At 72.0% G+C, this 18534-nt stretch carries 15 protein-coding genes; 8 read left to right on the top strand and 7 right to left on the bottom strand.

What is annotated here, in order from left to right:
* The first annotated feature begins 416 nt into the window (after positions 1-416).
* On the top strand, positions 417-1250 hold the full coding sequence (locus ACF07N_RS17305; RefSeq protein ID WP_383334536.1) for an HAD family hydrolase: 834 nt from the start codon (positions 417-419) through the stop codon (positions 1248-1250).
* A gap of 363 nt (positions 1251-1613) precedes the next feature.
* On the opposite strand, the gene ACF07N_RS17300 is transcribed toward ACF07N_RS17305, so the two are convergent.
* Both ACF07N_RS17300 and ACF07N_RS17295 read right to left on the bottom strand, forming a co-directional pair.
* Complete coding sequence (locus ACF07N_RS17300; RefSeq protein WP_392113424.1) at positions 1614-2438, bottom strand: oxidoreductase; 825 nt, start codon at positions 2436-2438, stop codon at positions 1614-1616.
* A gap of 91 nt (positions 2439-2529) precedes the next feature.
* Positions 2530-3795, bottom strand: a complete 1266-nt coding sequence (locus ACF07N_RS17295; RefSeq protein WP_392113422.1) for a hypothetical protein — start codon at positions 3793-3795, stop codon at positions 2530-2532.
* A gap of 291 nt (positions 3796-4086) precedes the next feature.
* Here ACF07N_RS17295 and ACF07N_RS17290 point away from each other — a divergent pair, with 291 nt between their 5' ends.
* The 6 genes from ACF07N_RS17290 to ACF07N_RS17265 all read left to right on the top strand — a co-directional run bounded on the left by ACF07N_RS17290 (position 4087) and on the right by ACF07N_RS17265 (position 12364).
* Positions 4087-6453 carry a SulP family inorganic anion transporter gene (locus ACF07N_RS17290; protein ID WP_392113419.1) on the top strand — a complete coding sequence of 789 codons (2367 nt, stop codon included), beginning with the start codon at positions 4087-4089 and terminating at the stop codon, positions 6451-6453.
* Between the two features lie 465 nt (positions 6454-6918).
* Complete coding sequence (acs, locus tag ACF07N_RS17285) at positions 6919-8874, top strand: acetate--CoA ligase (protein WP_392113417.1); 1956 nt, start codon at positions 6919-6921, stop codon at positions 8872-8874.
* A gap of 199 nt (positions 8875-9073) precedes the next feature.
* Entirely contained in the window at positions 9074-10510 is a 1437-nt protein-coding gene (nhaA, locus tag ACF07N_RS17280) for a Na+/H+ antiporter NhaA (RefSeq protein ID WP_392113414.1), read from the top strand.
* 120 nt (positions 10511-10630) lie between these two features.
* Positions 10631-11119 (top strand): phage holin family protein, encoded by a 489-nt coding sequence (locus tag ACF07N_RS17275; RefSeq protein WP_383334548.1) that lies wholly within the window; start codon positions 10631-10633, stop codon positions 11117-11119.
* A complete protein-coding gene (locus ACF07N_RS17270; RefSeq protein WP_392113411.1) occupies positions 11116-12054 on the top strand; it encodes an alpha/beta fold hydrolase in 939 nt (312 codons plus the stop codon). The genes ACF07N_RS17275 and ACF07N_RS17270 overlap by 4 nt, the downstream gene beginning before the upstream one ends.
* Before the next feature lie 127 nt (positions 12055-12181).
* Positions 12182-12364: a hypothetical protein gene (locus tag ACF07N_RS17265; RefSeq protein ID WP_078602692.1), complete on the top strand. Its 183-nt coding sequence runs from the start codon at positions 12182-12184 to the stop codon at positions 12362-12364.
* 62 nt (positions 12365-12426) lie between these two features.
* Here the strand turns inward: ACF07N_RS17265 and ACF07N_RS17260 are convergent, their stop codons facing one another.
* The 3 genes from ACF07N_RS17260 to nth form a co-directional block, all read right to left on the bottom strand.
* Entirely contained in the window at positions 12427-13626 is a 1200-nt protein-coding gene (locus ACF07N_RS17260; RefSeq protein ID WP_383334552.1) for a MarP family serine protease, read from the bottom strand.
* Positions 13627-13639: 13 nt separating this feature from the next.
* Positions 13640-14335: an NUDIX hydrolase gene (locus tag ACF07N_RS17255; protein ID WP_392113408.1), complete on the bottom strand. Its 696-nt coding sequence runs from the start codon at positions 14333-14335 to the stop codon at positions 13640-13642.
* Between the two features lie 262 nt (positions 14336-14597).
* Positions 14598-15587, bottom strand: a complete 990-nt coding sequence (gene nth / locus ACF07N_RS17250) for an endonuclease III (RefSeq protein WP_392113405.1) — start codon at positions 15585-15587, stop codon at positions 14598-14600.
* 374 nt (positions 15588-15961) lie between these two features.
* Here nth and ACF07N_RS17245 point away from each other — a divergent pair, with 374 nt between their 5' ends.
* Entirely contained in the window at positions 15962-16636 is a 675-nt protein-coding gene (locus ACF07N_RS17245) for a Crp/Fnr family transcriptional regulator (RefSeq protein WP_031115987.1), read from the top strand.
* 104 nt (positions 16637-16740) lie between these two features.
* Here the strand turns inward: ACF07N_RS17245 and ACF07N_RS17240 are convergent, their stop codons facing one another.
* Positions 16741-17571, bottom strand: coding sequence for an MBL fold metallo-hydrolase (locus ACF07N_RS17240; protein WP_383341062.1), 831 nt, complete (start codon positions 17569-17571; stop codon positions 16741-16743).
* Entirely contained in the window at positions 17568-18455 is an 888-nt protein-coding gene (locus tag ACF07N_RS17235; RefSeq protein WP_392113401.1) for an NUDIX hydrolase, read from the bottom strand. The genes ACF07N_RS17240 and ACF07N_RS17235 overlap by 4 nt, the downstream gene beginning before the upstream one ends.
* Positions 18456-18534: the final 79 nt, after the last annotated feature.

Genomic DNA, 18534 nt, shown 5'->3' with positions numbered 1-18534 from the left:
GGAATCACGGTGCAGCGCCCCCGGAAATCGTGTGGATCTTGGTGGAAAACTGTGGACGCCTCGATGGTTGTGAATATCGCCGTCACCCATACCGGTGAGGCCCGCAGGCCCTCCGCGCGACATCCACAGAGCAGCCCGGCAGTTACGCAAAGTGACGGATCATGGGCATACGGAAGGGGCGGCCGAAGCCGCCCGCAGAGCGGCACTCAGGCCGCGAGAAGAGGGAGAAAACCCATCCGGACATGCGACGACCCCCGCCGGGGGGGAGAGCGGGGGTCGTCCCCACGGCCGACTCGGGGGGGGAGGAGTCGGGCCGGGTTAGCACGGTCGCGAACGATCCGTGACTTCCATGGTGTACCCGAGAGGCCTCTCAGGCAAACCCACGCGCCCCACCTTACGCCGAATGGGCTGCCCCTATGCTCAAGGGCGTGGAAAACCACTCCTTGCCCCGCACAGCGGCCTTCTTTGACCTGGACAAGACGGTCATTGCGAAGTCGAGCACGCTCACCTTCAGCAAGTCGTTCTACCAAGGCGGTCTGATCAACCGCAGGGCCGTGTTGCGTACCGCATATGCCCAGTTCGTCTTCCTGGCCGGCGGCGCCGACCACGACCAGATGGAACGCATGCGCGCCTACCTGTCGGCGCTGTGCCGCGGCTGGAACGTGCAGCAGGTCAAGGAGATCGTCGCGGAGACGCTGCACGACCTGATCGACCCGATCATCTATGACGAGGCCGCCTCCCTCATCGAGGAGCACCACACCGCCGGCCGCGACGTCGTGATCGTGTCCACGTCCGGCGCGGAAGTCGTCGAGCCGATCGGTGAGCTGCTCGGCGCGGACCGGGTGGTGGCGACCCGCATGGTCGTCGGCGACGACGGCTGCTTCACCGGCGAGGTGGAGTACTACGCGTACGGCCCCACGAAGGCCGAGGCCGTCAGGGAGCTGGCCGCGTCCGAGGGGTACGACCTCAGCCGCTGCTACGCCTACAGCGACTCGGTGACCGACGTGCCGATGCTGGAGTCCGTCGGCCATCCCCACGCCGTGAACCCGGACCGCGCGCTGCGCCGCGAGGCCCTCGCGCGCGGCTGGCCGATCCTCGACTTCCACCGCCCGGTCCGGCTCAAGCAGCGCATCCCCGCGTTCTCCGTGCCGCCGCGGCCGGCCCTCGTCGCCGTGGCCGCCATAGGCGCCGCGGCGGCCACCGCGGGCCTGGTCTGGTACGCCAGCCGGCGCCGCGCCACGGTCGCCTGAGGGGCACGCCCCCAGCAGGGAACCCCGTCAGCGAGGGGGCCCGAAAAGTGAAGTTGAGCCTGCAAGTAAAGAAGTGCGGCCCCGGCTTCCGCTTACCGGCAGGCAGGAGTACAAAGGAGTCAACGGCCCGCGAGACCAAGGACATCCGAGAGGATCACCTACACCACGCATCTGGCCCCACGGACCGAGCATGAACACCGGGCACCCACGCGACGTCGACCCGTCGATTACGGGCCAGCCGCACCAGGTGACGGGCGAAGTTCCCGACCTGATGGGCATATCTCGAGGACGCTTGGTATCCCGGTGCTCATGCCAGCGGCGGTACGAGTCCTCGTACCGCCGCATTTCTGTCCGGAGGGGTTCTCAGGCGGCGCCGCGCTGAAGCGCCTCGCACACCGCCGTCGACTCGCGCGCTCCCAGTTCGACCGCCCTGCCGCAGTGGGCGATCCAGGCGGCCATGCCTTCCGGGGTGCCCGAGACGTACCCGTCGAGCGCTTCCAGATAGGCCTCGCCGCCCAGCTCGGCGTAGCCCACCTCGGCCGGGCAGACCGACTTCGGGTCCAGACCGCTGCCGACCAGGACGATGCGCTCGGCGGTGCGCGCGATCAGGCCGTTGTGGGAGGTGAAGGGGCGCAGCGCGAGGAGCTCCCCGTGCACGACGGCTGCCGTGACCAGCGCCGGCGCGGAGCCGCCCGCGATGATCAGCTCCGCCAGCCCGTCCAGCCGGCCGTGCGCCTCGGCCGCGCTCGGCAGCGGCAGGGACACCAGCGGCTCGTCGACCGGCTCACCGTCCTGCCGGGGCCGTCCCACCTGGTCGGCCTGGTCGGCGGCCGCCACCAGGTGCAGCCTCGCCAGCACCCGCAGGGGCGACTGCCGCCAGATCGACAGCAGCTGACCCGCCTCCGCGGTGAGCCGCAGCGCGGCGCCGACGGTGCGCGCCTCGTCGTCTCCGCTGAAGTCCGTGCGCCGTCGCACCTCCTCCAGGGCCCAGTCCGCGCCGGACAGGGCGGCCGAGCCGCGGGCGCCGCGCAGGGCGGCCTCGGAGGTGATCGCGTTGCTGCGCCGCCGCATGATGCGGTGCCCGTAGACCCGGTCCACGGCCTTGCGCACGGACTCCACGGAATCGGCCACTCCGGGCAGCGCACCCAGGGCCGCGAGGGGATCGGCGGTCGCGCCTGCTGTACTCATGAGTACGACCCTACGCACCCCGGGGCCCCGCCCCACGGCGGAGTGGCCTTCTTCACGCGCGCGTGCCCGGTACGGCGCTCCTCCCCGGGGACTACCCCTTCGCCGCCGGGGCGCCGGGTACGCCCTTCGGGGCGGGGGCGGGCCGGCCCGCCAGGAAGGACGCCCAGCCCTGCTTGGGCGCCTCGCCGACCTTCAGGGTGCGCAGCTTCTCCAGCGTGCCCGGGTCCTGGGCGTCGAGCCAGTCCACGAGCTGCCGGAAGGAGACGCAGCGCACCTCCTCCTTGGTGCACACCGCCTCGATGACCTCCTCGACGGCCCGCATGTAGGTGCCGCCGTTCCAGGACTCGAAGTGGTTGCCGATGATCAGGGGCGCGCGGTTGCCCTCGTACGCCCGCCGGAAGCCCTTGAGCAGGCCGTCGCGCATCTGGTCGCCCCAGTAGTCGTGCAGGGCGGGGTCGCCCTGGGTGGTGGTGCCCGACTGGTTGACCATGAAGTTGTAGTCCATGGTGAGCTGCTCGAAGGAGTGGCCGGGGAACGGCACGAGCTGCATGGACAGGTCCCACAGGCCCTGCTTGCGCTTGGGCCAGACCTGGTCGGTGACGCCGCTCGTGTCGTAGCGGAAGCCCAGGTCGCGGGCGGCCTTCATGAAGTTGCGCTGGCCTTCGAGGCAGGGGGTGCGGGCGCCGATGAGCTCCCTGTCGTAGTCGAAGGGCAGCGGTGAGGCGTTCTTCATGCCGGTGTTGGTCTTCCAGGTCTTCACGAACTGCTTGGCCTGGGCGATCTCGTCCTTCCAGTCCTTCACCGACCACTCGCCGACCCCGCCGCCGCTGCCGCAGAAGTGGCCGTTGAAGTGGGTGCCGATCTCATTCCCCTCCAGCCACGCCAGGCGCAGCTGCTTCACGGTGGCGGCGATGCCCCGGCGGTCGTTGAAGCCGATGTCGGAGCGGCCCGGGGAGTGCTGCGGGGGCCGGTACAGGTCCCGCTTCTCCTCCGGCAGCAGGTAGACGCCGCTCAGGAAGTACGTCATGGTCGCGTTGTTCTGCCGGGCGACCTTGCGGAAGTGGGAGAACAGCCTCTGGCTGTCCTCACCGGCGCCGTCCCAGGAGAAGACGACGAACTGCGGGGGCTTCTGGCCGGGCCGCAGCCGCTCGGGACGGGGCAGGTGGGGCTGGGCGCCGGTGTAGGCGGTGGAACCGTCCCCGATCAGCCGGACCATGCTCTTGGGGGCCTGGGCGGGCTTCGCCCTGGACGGCTCGGGGGCGGCTGGGCGCGAGGTGCCGATCGCGCAACCGGCGAGCGACACGGCGCAAACCGCGGCGATCACCGAGCCCGCGGCGATCCTGTGGGTGGCGGCCATGTTCCGTCCACCTTCTTCCTTCTCTCGGGTGCCGACAGCGCCGCCAAAGTCGCACGGGCCGGAGAAGGAATTAGTACGACAAGCCGATCAAATGGCCACTTCACCCTTCGGGGTGATTTATTCGCCCATTTGCCCGCAAAGTTCTTGCTCGTCCTTTACTCTGCATTACGATCCGTTTACCGAGCGTTGATTCATCCCGCCGTATGACGCCGTGACCCACGGCCGCGACCGATCCCCGCCCCGAGCGGGACCCCAGTCACGACCGCGCAGCCCCGGAGGAGACGGGAAACCATGTCAGCCTGCGTCCCTACCCGTGCAGCCGACCCGAACCGGACCGAGCGCACGCATCCGCCCCACAGCCCGCCGACCGAGCCCCGCCGCTTCCGCATCGCGGGGGCCGACGTGTCGGCCTCGATCGCGGTCTTCCTGATCGCCCTGCCTCTGTCCCTGGGCATCGCCCTCGCCACCGGCGCCCCGCTCCAGGCCGGCCTCGTCGCCGCCGCCGTCGGCGGACTCGTCGCCGGGCGGCTCGGCGGCTCCCCGCTCCAGGTGAGCGGCCCCGCCGCAGGACTCACCGTCGTCACCGCCGACCTCATCCAGCGCTACGGCTGGCGGACGACCTGCGCCATCACCGTCCTCGCCGGCCTGGCCCAACTCGGGCTCGGCTGCCTGCGCGTGGCCCGCGGCGCCCTCGCCGTCAGTCCGGCCATCGTGCACGGCATGCTCGCCGGCATCGGTGTCACCATCGCCGTCGCCCAGTTGCACATCGTGCTGGGCGGCACCCCGCAGAGCTCCGTGCCGGACAACCTGCGCGCACTGCCCGCCCAGTTGGCACAGATGCGCCCCGCGTCGGTGTCGGTCAGCGCGCTGACGCTGGTGCTGCTGCTGCTCTGGCCCAGACTGCCCGGCCGGGCCGGGCGCCTGCTGCGCAAGGTCCCGGCCGCGCTCATCGCCGTCGCCGGAGCCACCGCGGCCGCCGCCCTCGCCGGTCTGCGCCTGCCCAAGGTGGACCTGCCGTCGTGGAGCAACCACGCCCTGGCCGGCCTGCCCGAAGGCCCCGTGCTCGGCCTCGTCGCGGCCGTCCTGACCACCACCCTGGTGTGCAGCGTGCAGTCGCTGCTCGGAGCGGTCGCCGTGGACAAGCTGGTGGCGGGCCGTCCGGGCCTGCCCCCCGGGGTCGGACGCTCCGACCTCGACCGGGAGCTGCTCGGGCAGGGTGCCGCCAACATCGTCTCCGGCTCGCTCGGCGGCCTGCCCATCGCGGGTGTGGCCGTGCGGACCACGGCGAATGTGAACGCGGGAGCGGTGAGCCGGAACTCCACGATGCTGCACGGCGTTCTCGTAGTGATCGCCACGCTGCTGATGGTTCCCCTCCTGGAGCTCATCCCGCTCGCCTCGCTCGCCGCCCTGGTGATGTCCGTCGGCATCCAGATGGTCTCCCTGAACCACATCCGCACGGTCACGCGCCACCGAGAGGTGTGGGTCTACGCCGTCACGACCCTGAGCGTGGTGTCCCTCGGCGTCCTCCAGGGCGTCGCCCTGGGCATCGCCATGGCCGTGGCCGTCGCCCTGCACCGCCTCACCCGCACCCGCATCACCCACGACGAGCAGGAAGGAGTCCACCACGTCCACGTCCGAGGGCAGTTGACGTTCCTCGCGGTGCCACGGCTCAGCCGGGCCCTGCACCTCGTCCCGCACGGCGCGGACACCGTCGTCGAACTCGACGGGTCGTTCATGGACCACGCGGCGTACGAGACGCTGCAGGACTGGCAGAAGACCCACACCGCGCAGGGCGGCACCGTGGAGATCACCGGCCGGCACCCCGGCACGCGCATCTCCGAACCCTCCGCCGTCGCCGACTGCCGCTGCCGGCCCTGGACGGCCTGGCGCAACCACCAGTGCGAAGGCCCGCAGTCCACACCCCCGCCCGAGAAGAACGCGGACGGGTCGGACGGTCCCGAGCCGGACCCGGCGGGCATCGGTGCCGGCCGCGGGGACGAACTGGCGCGCGGCATCAGCGCCTTCCAGCGCAACACCGCGCCCCTGGTGCGCAGCGAGCTGGCCCGGCTGGCGCGCGAGGGACAGCGGCCCTCGCAGCTCTTCCTGACCTGCGCCGACTCACGACTGGTCACATCGATGATCACCTCCAGTGGTCCGGGCGACCTGTTCGTCGTGCGCAACGTGGGCAACCTCGTGCCGCGTCCGGGCGAGGAGAGCGGGGACGACTCGGTGGCCGCCGCGATCGAGTACGCCGTGGACGTGCTCGGGGTACGGTCCATCACGGTCTGCGGGCACTCGGGCTGCGGGGCCATGCAGGCCCTGCTCACCTCCGAACCCGGAGGCACCCGGACCCCGCTGGAGCGGTGGCTGCGGCACGGCCGGCCGAGCGTGGAGCGCATGGCCGACGGCAGCCGGCAGTGGGGCAGCCTGGCCGGCCGGGCGCCCGAGGACCCGGTCGAGCAGCTCTGCCTCCTCAACGTGGTCCAGCAGCTGGAGCACCTGCGCGCCCACGAGTCGGTGGCCCGGGCCATCGAGAAGGGCACGCTGGAGCTGCACGGCATGTACTTCCACGTGGGAGAAGCCGAGTCGTACCTGCTCACCGACGCGGAGGGCGGCGGTGCCTTCGACCGGGTCCGGGAGGCCGACCTCACGGCGTGATCCGGAGGCCCGGTCGGTCGGCCGGCCGCCGGCGTCGGCACCGGCTCGCCCCGGTCGTCCGCACACGGCGTCCGCCCCATGCGCCCCTGCACCCCGTGCGCCCCGCAGCGATCGCCGCGGGGCGCACCCGCTCCCTCGTGCACCCGCCCCTTCCCGCACCCGACCCTCGGTGCACCCACCCCTTCGCGCACCCGACCCTCGGTGCACCCGCCCCTTCGTGCACCGCCCCTGGCTGCACCCGTCCTCGTGCCCCGCCGGGCGCCCGCCCGCCCGGCACCGGACCACGTGACGGCCGTACATCAACTGAACTTTCCCTGGTCGGCGTCCGTGGGTACGGATGACCCGGCCGCCGACAGCACCACCGGACAGGTCTAAACCAATCGGCGGTCGGCCCTTGTCATCGCAACCCGGGTCTGATGAGCTGTGGCCTGGGACACAACGGACACCCTGGGAAAGGCAGATGCCGTGAGCAACGAAAGCCTGGCCAACCTGCTCAAGGAAGAGCGCAGGTTCGCACCCCCCGCCGACCTGGCCGCAGACGCCAACGTCACCGCGGAGGCGTATGAGCAGGCCAAGGCTGACAGGCTCGGCTTCTGGGCCGAGCAGGCCCGCCGGCTGACCTGGGCCAAGGAGCCCACCGAGACGCTGGACTGGTCGAACCCGCCGTTCGCCAAGTGGTTCAAGGACGGCGAGCTCAACGTCGCCTACAACTGCGTCGACCGGCACGTCGAGGCCGGCCACGGCGACCGGGTCGCCATCCACTTCGAGGGTGAGCCCGGCGACAGCCGCGCGATCACCTACGCCGAGCTCAAGGACGAGGTCTCCAAGGCGGCCAACGCGCTGCTGGAGCTGGGAGTTCAGGCCGGCGACCGGGTCGCCGTCTACATGCCGATGATCCCCGAGACGGCGATCGCGATGCTGGCCTGCGCCCGGATCGGCGCCGCCCACTCGGTCGTCTTCGGCGGTTTCTCCTCGGACGCGCTCGCCACCCGTATCCAGGACGCCGACGCGCGCGTGGTCATCACCGCCGACGGGGGCTACCGGCGCGGCAAGCCGTCCGCGCTCAAGCCGGCCGTGGACGAGGCCGTGCAGAAGGCGGGCAACGTCGAGCACGTCCTGGTCGTGCGCCGCACGGGCCAGGAGGTCGCCTTCACCGAGGGCCGCGACGTGTGGTGGCACGACCTGGTGGGCCGCCAGAGCGCGGAGCACACCCCCCAGGCCTTCGGCGCCGAGCACCCGCTGTTCATCCTCTACACCTCGGGCACCACGGGTAAGCCGAAGGGCATCCTGCACACCTCCGGCGGCTACCTCACCCAGACGTCCTACACCCACCACGCCGTCTTCGACCTCAAGCCGGAGACCGACGTCTACTGGTGCACCGCCGACGTCGGCTGGGTCACCGGCCACTCGTACATCGTCTACGGCCCGCTCGCCAACGGCGCGACGCAGGTCATGTACGAGGGCACGCCCGACACCCCGCACCAGGGCCGCTTCTGGGAGATCGTGCAGAAGTACGGCGTGACGATCCTCTACACGGCGCCGACCGCGATCCGCACGTTCATGAAGTGGGGCGACGACATCCCCGCCAAGTTCGACCTGTCCAGCCTGCGCGTGCTGGGCTCGGTGGGCGAGCCGATCAACCCCGAGGCGTGGATCTGGTACCGCAAGAACATCGGCGGCGACCGCACCCCGATCGTCGACACCTGGTGGCAGACAGAGACCGGCGCGATGATGATCACGCCGCTGCCCGGCGTGACCGCCACCAAGCCCGGCTCGGCGCAGACGCCGCTGCCCGGCATCTCCGCGACCGTCGTCGACGACGAGGCCAACGAGGTGCCCAACGGCGGGGGCGGCTACCTGGTGCTGACCGAGCCGTGGCCGTCGATGCTGCGCACCATCTGGGGCGACGACCAGCGGTTCATCGACACCTACTGGTCGCGCTTCGAGGGCAAGTACTTCGCCGGTGACGGCGCCAAGAAGGACGACGACGGCGACATCTGGCTGCTCGGCCGGGTCGACGACGTCATGCTCGTCTCCGGGCACAACATCTCCACCACCGAGGTCGAGTCCGCGCTGGTCTCGCACCCGTCGGTCGCCGAGGCGGCCGTGGTCGGCGCGGCGGACGAGACGACCGGGCAGGCCATCGTCGCCTTCGTGATCCTGCGCGGCTCGGCCGCCGAGACCGAGACGCTGGTCGACGAGCTGCGCGCCCACGTCGGCAGCACCCTCGGCCCGATCGCGAAGCCGAAGCGGATCCTGCCGGTGGCCGAGCTGCCGAAGACCCGCTCCGGCAAGATCATGCGCCGTCTGCTCCGGGACGTCGCCGAGAACCGCCAGCTCGGTGACGTCACCACGCTGACGGACTCCACGGTCATGGACCTCATCCAGGCGAAGCTGCCGGCCGCGCCCAGCGAGGACTGATCGCGTACCCGCATGACGGAAACCGCGCGGGGCACCCGGTGATCGGCGCCGGGTGCCCCGCGCGCGTGCTCCTGCCGCAGATCAGGGGATGCGGGCGACCACACCCTTAGCTAAACTAAGAAAAACAAGTGCTCCATGGTGCGCCGGGAAGTCTGGTCGGCATGTGCTCAGCCCTGCCCACCGACCGGAGGTCCTTCCCGTGACCGAGCCCCGCTCCAGCACTCCCCGCAAGGTCCTCGGACGGCTCTCGCTCCCCGAGCGGACCTTCGTGGCGGACGCGCTGCGCACCGAGACGGTCGGCGGGGTGCTGCTGCTCGCCGCCGCGGTGGCCGCGCTGCTCTGGGCGAACATCCCGCCGCTGCACGACAGCTACGAGAGCGTCTCCCACTTCCACTTCGGCCCCGCCGCGCTCGGCCTCGATCTGTCGGTGGCGCACTGGGCGGCCGACGGCCTGCTGGCGATCTTCTTCTTCGTCGCCGGCATCGAGCTCAAGCGCGAACTCGTGGCCGGGGACCTGCGCGACCCGCGGGCCGCCGCGCTCCCGGTCATCGCCGCCCTGTGCGGCATGGCCGTACCGGCGCTCGTGTACACCCTCACCAATGTCACCGGCGGCGGTTCCCTGGCCGGCTGGGCCGTGCCCACCGCCACCGACATCGCCTTCGCGCTCGCCGTGCTCGCGGTCATCGGCACGTCCCTGCCGAGCGCGCTGCGGGCCTTCCTGCTCACGCTGGCCGTCGTCGACGACCTCTTCGCGATCCTGATCATCGCGGTGTTCTTCACCGCCGACCTGAACTTCGCCGCCCTCGGCGGTGCCGTGGCGGGCCTGGTCGTCTTCTGGCTGCTGCTGCGCCGGGGCGTGCGCGGCTGGTACGTGTACGTCCCGCTCGCCCTGGTCGTCTGGGCGCTGATGTACAACAGCGGGGTCCACGCCACCGTCGCCGGCGTCGCCATGGGCCTGATGCTGCGCTGCCACCGCAGGGAGGGCGAGGACCACTCCCCCGGCGAGCACATCGAGCACCTCGTCCGGCCCCTGTCGGCGGGGCTGGCCGTCCCCCTGTTCGCGCTGTTCAGTGCCGGCGTGTCGATCTCCGGCGGCGCGCTCGCCGACGTGTTCACCGAGCCGGAGACCCTCGGGGTGGTCCTGGGGCTGGTCGTCGGCAAGGTGCTCGGCATCTTCGGCGGAACCTGGCTGGCGGCCCGCTTCACCCGGGCGTCGCTCAGCGACGATCTCGCCTGGCCCGACGTGTTCGCGGTGGCGAGTCTCGCCGGTATCGGCTTCACGGTGTCGCTGCTCATCGGCGAACTCGCCTTCGAGGGCGACCAGGCCATGACGGAGGAGGTCAAGGCCGCCGTCCTGATCGGTTCCCTCATCGCCGCGACACTCGCGACCGTCCTGCTGAAGATACGGAACGCCAAGTACCGCCGCCTGTGGGAGACCGAGGAGCGCGACGAGGACCTCAGCGGCGTGCCGGACGTCTACGAGGAGGACGACCCCGACTACCACCTGCGCCTTGCCGCCCTCTACGAGCGCAAGGCCGCGGAGCACCGCCGGATCGCCCAGGAGAAGGCAGCCGCGCGCCACGGGCTTGCCGAAGTGCCGGGCGGGGCAGGCGATGACCGCGACGGTCCGGCATGATCTGACGAGACGGTACAAAAGACGGGACCGTACGCAGTCAGGCCCAGCGCAGTCGGACGACCGCGGCGGGCCGGGCACAGGACGCGGAAATCGGACCGTACGCAGAAGAGGGAGACCGCGATGAGCGCACCCGACGGCAGCCCGGTCGGCGCCGAACGAAGCATCGGCCAGCTGTTCGCCTCGGCGACGGCGGAAATGTCGGCGCTGGTGCACGACGAGATCGCGCTGGCGAAGGCCCAGCTCAAGCAGGACGTCAAGCGCGGCGCGACCAGCGGCGGCGCCTTCTCGCTGGCCGGCGCGGTGCTGATCTTCTCCCTGCCGATGCTGAACTTCGCGCTGGCGTACGGCATCCGCACCTGGAGCGAATGGAACCTCGCGGTCTGCTTCCTGCTGTCCTTCGCGGCGAACGTGCTCGTCGCGCTCGTCCTCGCCCTGGTCGGCGTCGTCTTCGCGAAGAAGGCCAAGAAGAGCAAGGGCCCGCAGAAGGTCGCCGCCTCGATGAAGGAATCCGCGGTGGTCCTGCAGAAGGCGAAGCCGCACCCGCGTCCGGAGCTGACGCAGGACCGGGTCCCCGAGGCCATCGAGGCTGTGGCACGCTCGTCGTCATGACCGACCCCGCTCCGCCCCCGGCACAACCGGCCTCGGCCGTACTGATCGACGGCCCCTGGAGCCACCGCGACGTCGCCGCCAACGGCGCCCGCTTCCACATCGCCGAGCTGGGCGACGGACCGCTGGTGCTGCTGCTGCACGGCTTCCCGCAGTTCTGGTGGACGTGGCGGCACCAGCTGGTGGCGCTCGCCGACGCGGGCTTCAGGGCCGTCGCGATGGACCTGCGGGGCGTCGGGGGCAGCGACCGCACACCGCGCGGCTACGACCCCGCCAACCTCGCCCTCGACGTCACCGGGGTCATCCGCTCGCTCGGCGAGCCGGACGCCGCGCTCGTCGGTCACGACCTGGGCGGATACCTGGCCTGGACGGCGGCCGCGATGCGCCCCAAGCTGGTGCGCCGGCTGGCCGTCACGTCCATGCCGCACCCGCGGCGCTGGCGCGCCGCCATGCTGCGGGACGTCAAGCAGACCCGCGCCGGTTCACACATCTGGGGGTTCCAGCGGCCCTGGATCCCGGAGCGTCAGCTCACCGCCGACGACGGGGCGCTCGTCGCGCGGCTGATCCAGGAGTGGTCCGGGCCGCGCCCGCCGGAGGACGAGGCGCTGGACAACTACCGCCGCGCCATGTGCATCCCGTCGGCGGCGCACTGCGCGGTCGAGCCGTACCGCTGGATGGTGCGCTCCCTGGCCCGCCCCGACGGCATCCAGTTCAACCGGCGGATGAAGCGGCCCGTACGCGTGCCGACGCTCCATCTGCACGGCTCGCTCGACCCCGTGATGCGCACCCGCAGCGCGGCCGGCTCCGGCGAGTACGTCGAAGCCCCCTACCGCTGGCGCCTGTTCGACGGCCTCGGCCACTTCCCGCACGAGGAGGACCCGGTCGCGTTCTCCTCCGAACTCATCAACTGGCTGAGGGATCCCGAACCCGACCGGTGACCGGGTGACCACCCGGCGGTGGCGCACCTGAACACCTGTTCCACGAACGGCCACTTGCCCGCCGCATAGGCCAATTGGACGCGCCGGAGGCGGTTATCGACCATGAGGCGGGGGCACACGTCGGGGTATGGGCTGGACGCACGACTACAGTGACGCAAGCCGCAATCGCCGCTCGGCGGGCGGAGCGAACCCCCACCAACGCAGCGGCGCACCGCAGATGGCGACCGCCGACCCCCGGGTCGGGATCCCGCGCATCCTCCGCCGCCGGGCCCGCTGGGTCTCCGTACGACTGCGCCACACACGCGACTGACGCGTCACCCCCACGAGTGACACGCGCGTGACGCGCCGGCCCGCCCGGCTCCAGGACCGCCCCTAGAGCGCGCAGCTGTCGCTGCCCACCTGCTGGTCGGCGGTGCGCCCCTTGGTGATGTCGTCCTGGATCTCGTCCACGGTGAGCGCGTACCCCGTCTCGGCGTCGTCGAGGGACTTGGCGAAGACCACGCCGTAGACCTTGCCGTCGGGCGTGAGGAGCGGGCCGCCGGAGTTGCCCTGGCGGACGGTCGCGTAGAGCGAGTAGACGTCGCGGCGGACCGTGCCGCGGTGGTAGATGTCCGGGCCGTTGGCCGTGATGCGTCCCCGCACGCGCGCGGCCCGCACGTCGTACGCCCCGTTCTCCGGGAAGCCCGCGACGATCGCGCTGTCACCGCTGCTCGCGTCCCCGGTGGTGAAGCGCAGCGCGGGCGCCTTGAGGTCCGGCACGTCCAGGACGGCGATGTCGCGCCGCCAATCGTAGAGCACGACCGTGGCGTCGTACTTCTTGCCCTCGCCGCCTATCTGCACGGTGGGCTCGTCGACGCCGCCCACCACGTGCGCGTTGGTCATGACCCGGCGGTCGGCGAAGACGAAACCGGTGCCCTCCAGGACCTTGCCGCAGCTCGGGGCCGTGCCCATCACCTTGACGATGGAACGCTGGGCGCGGGTCGCGACCGGGCTGTTCGCCAGGGCCGGGTCGGGCGGCCGGACGTCGGTGATCGGCTCGTTCGAGAACGGGCTGAAGACCTGCGGGAAGCCGTTCTGCGCGAGGACGGAGGAGAAGTCCGCGAACCAGGTGGCGGCCTGGTCCGGCAGCGCCTGGGAGACGCCGAGCAGCACCTTGGAGTTGCGGACCTCCTTGCCGAGCGTCGGCAGGGTCGTGCCCGCGAGGGCCGAGCCGATCAGCCAGGCGACCAGGAGCATCGCCACGACGTTGACCAGGGCGCCACCCGTGGCGTCCAGGGCCCGGGCCGGGGACCAGACGATGTGCCGGCGCAGCTTGTTGCCGAGGTGCGTGGTGAGGGCCTGCCCCACGGAGGCGCAGACGATGACGACGACGACCGCGACGACCGCCGCGGTCGTGCTCACCTCCGCGTTGTCCGTCAGCGCGTCCCAGATGACGGGCAGCAGGTAGACCGCGACGAGGCCACCGCCCAGGAAGCCGATCACCGACAGGATGCCGACGACGAACCCCTGGCGGTACCCGACGACCGCGAACCACACGGCGGCGACCAGCAACAAGATGTCCAGCACGTTCACGAAGGCCACCCTGTCATGCGCGCCAGTCGAGCGGGACCTGCTTCTCCCGGTCCCAGGGCCGCTCCCAGCCCGCGTAGTGCAGCAACCGGTCGATGATCCCGGCCGTGAAACCCCAGACAAGGGCTGATTCGACCAGAAATGCCGGACCTCGATGGCCGCTGGGGTGGACCGTGGTCGCCCTGTTCGCCGGATCCGTGAGATCCACCACGGGGACGGTGAAGACCCGGGCGGTCTCGTTCGGATCGACGACGCCGACCGGGCTCGGCTCGCGCCACCAGCCCAGCACCGGCGTCACGACGAAACCGCTGACCGGGATGTAGAGGCGGGGCAGGACGCCGAACAGCTGGACGCCGGCCGGGTCGAGGCCCGTCTCCTCCTCCGCCTCGCGCAGGGCGGCGCGCAGCGGACCGTCACCGTGCGGGTCGCCGTCCTCCGGGTCGAGGGCGCCGCCCGGGAACGACGGCTGCCCGGCGTGCGCGCGCAGGGAGCTGGCGCGCTCCATGAGCAGCAGCTCGGGACCGCGCTCGCCCTCCCCGAAGAGGATCAGCACGGCGGACTGCCGGCCGGCGCCGTCCTCCGGCGGCAGGAAGCGGCTGAGCTGCGTCGGCCGGACCGTGTCCACGACGCGCACCACCGGGTCCAGCCAGGCGGGCAGGCCCTGCTTGCTCACCGCCACCGCCCCGCCCTGTGTGTCGCTCGCCCGCGTCATCCCCACCCCCGTCGTCCTGCCGCATCCAACGCCCGGCACCCCCGCGATCGTTCCGGAACGGCCCGCGATCCACCGTCCGGGGGGCGCGTGGCCTGGCCCGGAGGGCGCGTGGCGGGGCCGGGAGGGCGGATGGCGCGGCCGGGAGGGGGCGGGGCGGCGCAGGCGCCGGCGTGCGCGGCCGTGGCGCTGACCCGGGCTGCCGGACCACTGACCCGGGCAGTCGTGCCGTCGGCGCGGGCGGTGCTGTCCTCGGTGGGGCGCCTCATCCGGCCCCCAGGGGCGGGGCCGGTTTGCCGCCCGCGTCCAGGTAGGCCTGCGGAGGCCGCAGGCGCTGGCCCGGGAAGCCGCCCTTCTCGTACTTGAGCAGTTTCTTCGCCTTCTCCGGATCCGTCTCGCCCTCCCCGTACGCGGGGCACAGCGGGGCGATCGGGCAGGCGCCGCACGCGGGCTTGCGGGCGTGGCAGATGCGGCGGCCGTGCCAGATGACATGGTGCGAGAGGTCCGTCCAGTCACTCTTCGGGAAGAGCGCGCCGACCGCGGCCTCGATCTTGTCCGGGTCGGTCTCGGCGGTCCACCGCCAGCGGCGCACCAGGCGCTGGAAGTGCGTGTCCACGGTGATGCCGGGGCGTCCGAAGGCGTTGCCGAGCACGACGAACGCGGTCTTGCGGCCGACGCCGGGCAGTTTGACCAGGTCCTCGAGCCGGCCGGGCACCTCCCCGCCGAAGTCCTCCACCAGTGCCTTCGACAGCCCTATGACCGACTTGGTCTTGGCCCGGAAGAAGCCGCACGGGCGGAGGATCTCCTCCACCTCCTCCGGGTCGGCGGCTGCGAGGTCCTCGGGGGTGGGGTACTTGGCGAAGAGCGAGGGGGTCGTCTGGTTGACGCGCAGGTCTGTGGTCTGCGCGGACAGCACCGTGGCGACGACGAGCTGGAACGGGTTGTCGAAGTCCAGCTCGGGGTGCGCGTAGGGGTAGACCTCGGCGAGCTCGCGGTTGATGCGGCGGGCCCGGCGCACCAGCGCCGTGGGGGACTCGTCGCCCGGCGGGTGGACGACGGCCTTGGCGGGGGCCGTGCCCTTGACCTTCGCGGCGGCCTTCTTGGGCGCGACGGTGACCTTCTTGGCGGCGGGGGCCTTCTTCACGGCGGAGGTCTTCTTCACGGCGGGGGTCTTCTTCACGGCGGAGGCCCCGGAGGCGGTCTTCTTCGCCGCAGCCTTCTTCGCCGCAGTCTTCTTCGCCGCAGTCTTCTTCACCGCCGCCTTCTCAGAGGCACGCGCCGGCCCGCTGGGAGCCGTCGCCTCCCCTGTCGCTTTCGCCGTTTTCCTACCGCCATCGGGGCTCTGTTCGCCCACAGCGGAATCGCGACGTACACCCACCCGCGCAGCCCCCTCGGCCTGTGCTCTCACCGGCGATTTGGACACCCGGCCAGCCTAAGGCCAGGCACGGACATCCGCCCCGGCCCCTGAAGATCGGCGCCCAATTGGACCCCTGCCGCGTACCCCGGGACACCTGTGCGGCATCCTTGTGACAGATCACACTGTTTGGACCGTCCGGCAAAATGGGCACCACGGTCCCCTGGTACGCGGGGGAACAAGATCCCCTGAGCAGGTCGAAAGGGAGAGAACTCGTGGACGACGTTCTGCGGCGCAATCCGCTCTTCGCGGCGCTCGATGACGAGCAGGCCGCGGAGCTCCGCGCCTCCATGAGTGAGGTGACCCTCGCCCGCGGTGACTCGCTGTTCCATGAGGGCGACCCCGGTGACCGGCTGTACGTGGTCACCGAGGGCAAGGTCAAGCTCCACCGGACGTCCCCCGACGGCCGCGAGAACATGCTGGCCGTGGTCGGCCCCGGCGAGCTCATCGGTGAGCTGTCGCTGTTCGACCCGGGTCCGCGCACGGCGACGGCCACCGCGCTGACCGAGGTCAAGCTGCTCGGCCTCGGCCACGGCGACCTCCAGCCCTGGCTGAACGCCCGCCCCGAGGTGGCCTCGGCGCTCCTGCGCGCCGTCGCACGCCGGCTGCGCAAGACCAACGACGCGATGTCCGACCTCGTCTTCTCGGACGTCCCGGGCCGTGTCGCCCGCGCCCTGCTCGACCTGTCGCGCCGGTTCGGCGTGCAGTCCGAGGAAGGCATCCACGTCGTCCACGACCTCACGCAGGAGGAGCTGGCCCAGCTGGTCGGCGCGTCCCGCGAGACGGTGAACAAGGCCCTGGCGGACTTCGCCCAGCGCGGCTGGCTCCGCCTGGAGGCCCGCGCGGTGATCCTGCTGGACGTGGAGCGCCTCGCCAAGCGCTCGCGCTGACGCGAGCACCGGCCGGCCGCCCGGCCGTACGTCATCGGGCCCTGTCTCCCCCGGAGACGGGGCCCGACGTCGTGCACGCTCCCGGGGAACCAGCGGCGCGGGCCCTAGATGAGCCCGTGCTCCTCCAGGTAGTCCAGCTGTGCCCGGACCGACAGCTCCGCCGCCGGCCACAGGGAGCGGTCCACGTCGGCGTAGACGTGGGCGACGACCTCGTCCGGGGTGCGGTGGCCGTCCTCGACGGCGGTCTCGACCTGGGCGAGGCGGGTGGCGCGGTGCGCGAGGTAGTACTCGACGGCGCCCTGGGCGTCCTCCAGGACCGGCCCGTGGCCCGGCAGGACCGTGTGGACGCCGTCGTCGACCGTGAGGGACCGCAGGCGGCGCAGGGAGTCCAGGTAGTCGCCGAGACGCCCGTCCGGGTGGGCCACGACCGTGGTGCCGCGGCCCAGGACCGTGTCGCCGGTCAGCACCGCCCGGTCGGCCGGGAGGTGGAAGCAGAGCGAGTCCGAGGTGTGGCCGGGGGTGGGCACGACCCGCAGTTCCAGGCCTCCGGTGGTGATCACGTCCCCGGCGGCCAGGCCCTCGTCGCCCAGCCGCAGTGCCGGATCGAGCGCACGCACGCGCGTGCCGGTCAGTTCGGCGAACAGCGCCGCGCCCTCGGCGTGGTCGGGGTGGCCGTGGGTCAGCAGGGTCAGGGCGACCCGCTTGCCGGCCTGCTCGGCCGTGGCGACGACCCGCCGCAGATGCCCCTCGTCCAGCGGGCCCGGGTCGACCACGACGGCGAGCGGTGAGTCCGGCTCGGACAGGATCCAGGTGTTCGTGCCGTCGAGGGTCATCGCCGACGGGTTGGGGGCCAGCACGTTGACCGCCCGCGCGGTGGCGGGGCCCGACAGGACCCCGCCGCGGGGCCGTCCGGGAAGGGCTGCTGCGTCCGTCATGCGGGGGCTCCACCGGTCGGGGCGGTCGGGGCGGTCGGGATGTGCTTGGTGAACTCGTCGTGGCCGGGCCAGGAGAGCAGGATCTCGCCGTCCACCAGCCGGGCGGTGGCCAGCACGGGCGTCAGGTCGCGGTCCGGGGCCGCCGCGAGGGCCTCGGCGGCCGTCCCGTACGGCGTCAGCTGGCGCAGCGTCGCGATGGTCGGCGGCATCATCAGCAGCTCGCCCCGGTCGTACCCGGCGGCCGCCTCGCGCGGGGCGATCCACACCGTGCGGTCGGCCTCCGTGGAGGCGTTGCGGGTGCGCTGCCCCGCGGGGAGGGCGGCCACGAAGAAGAAGGTGTCGTAGCGGCGGGCCTCGAACTCGGGGGTGATCCAGCGGGTCCACGCGCCGAGCAGGTCCGAGCGCAGCACGAGCCCGCGGCGGTCCAGGAACTCCGCGAAGGACAGGTCCCGCGCGACCAGGGCGGCACGGTCGGCCTCCCAGCCGGCGCCGGTGGTGTCCCCGACGACCGCGTCGGGTGCCGGGCCGGCGAGCAGCACACCCGCCTCCTCGTACGTCTCCCGCACGGCCGCGCAGACGATCGCCTGGGCGGCCGTCTCGTCGACGCCGAGCCGGTCCGCCCACCACGCGCGCGTGGGGCCCGCCCAGCGGACGTGGTGGTCGTCGTCGCGCGGGTCGACACCGCCGCCCGGATACGCGTACGCGCCTCCGGCGAAGGCCATGGAGGCGCGTCGGCGCAGCATGTGGACAGCCGGGCCGTCTGCGGTGTCCTTCAGGAGCATGACGGTGGCCGCGCGCCTGGGGGTCACCGGGGTGAGCTCGCCGGCCGCGAGAGCGCGGATCCGCTCCGGCCACTCCGGGGGGTACCACTGACCGTTCGCCATGGGCGCGAGGCTATCCCGTGACGGGCGGATGTTCGAGGGGCCTCCGGGGCGGATCGCGCAGCTGGGACCGCCGGAAAGG

It is taken from the genome of Streptomyces sp. NPDC015242 (assembly GCF_043079125.1).
Lineage (GTDB): Bacteria > Actinomycetota > Actinomycetes > Streptomycetales > Streptomycetaceae > Streptomyces.
The sequence above is the reverse complement of the archived record's forward strand: the minus strand, read 5'-3'. Positions and strand labels throughout refer to the sequence as shown.